1 protein-coding gene is annotated in these 462 nt (G+C 65.4%); it reads left to right on the top strand.

Annotated features, from left to right (window positions below):
* Nucleotides 1-462 (top strand): AI-2E family transporter (locus tag CWM66_RS28470; RefSeq protein ID WP_146159981.1); only part of this gene is annotated, 462 nt, incomplete at both ends.

Here is a 462-nt window from a genome sequence, read left to right as displayed (position 1 = left end):
GGTGCGCGCGCCCAAGCTGGCCGCCTCGTTCCTGGCCGTGGTGCTGCTGACGTTCTTCTTCATGGTCTATGGCGAGAACCTGCAACGCCACGCCATCGCATTGCTGCCCAATCGCGCGCAGCAACGCTTCACCACCGGGATCATGCTGGAGATCGAGCGCGAGGTCTCCCGCTACGTGCTGACCATCAGCCTGATCAATACCGCGGTGGGCATGATCTACGCGGGCATCCTGTACGCGCTGGGCATTCCCATCCAGGAAGCCTTGCTGTGGGGCACGGTGGTGGCGCTGCTGAACTTCGCGCCATATGTCGGCCCGCTGATCGGGGTGATGCTGATGCTGCTGATGGGCTTCGTCACCTTCGGCGCCACCGGCGAGGGCGTGCTGCCGGCGGCGCTGTACCTGCTGCTGCACACCATCGAGGGCCAGGTGGTGACGCCCATCATCCTGGGACGGCGCATGGC

Origin of the sequence: Kosakonia sp. H7A (assembly GCF_003028445.1) — a bacterium.
GTDB classification, from domain to species: Bacteria; Pseudomonadota; Gammaproteobacteria; order Enterobacterales; family Enterobacteriaceae; genus Kosakonia; species Kosakonia radicincitans.
The sequence above is the reverse complement of the archived record's forward strand: the minus strand, read 5'-3'. Positions and strand labels throughout refer to the sequence as shown.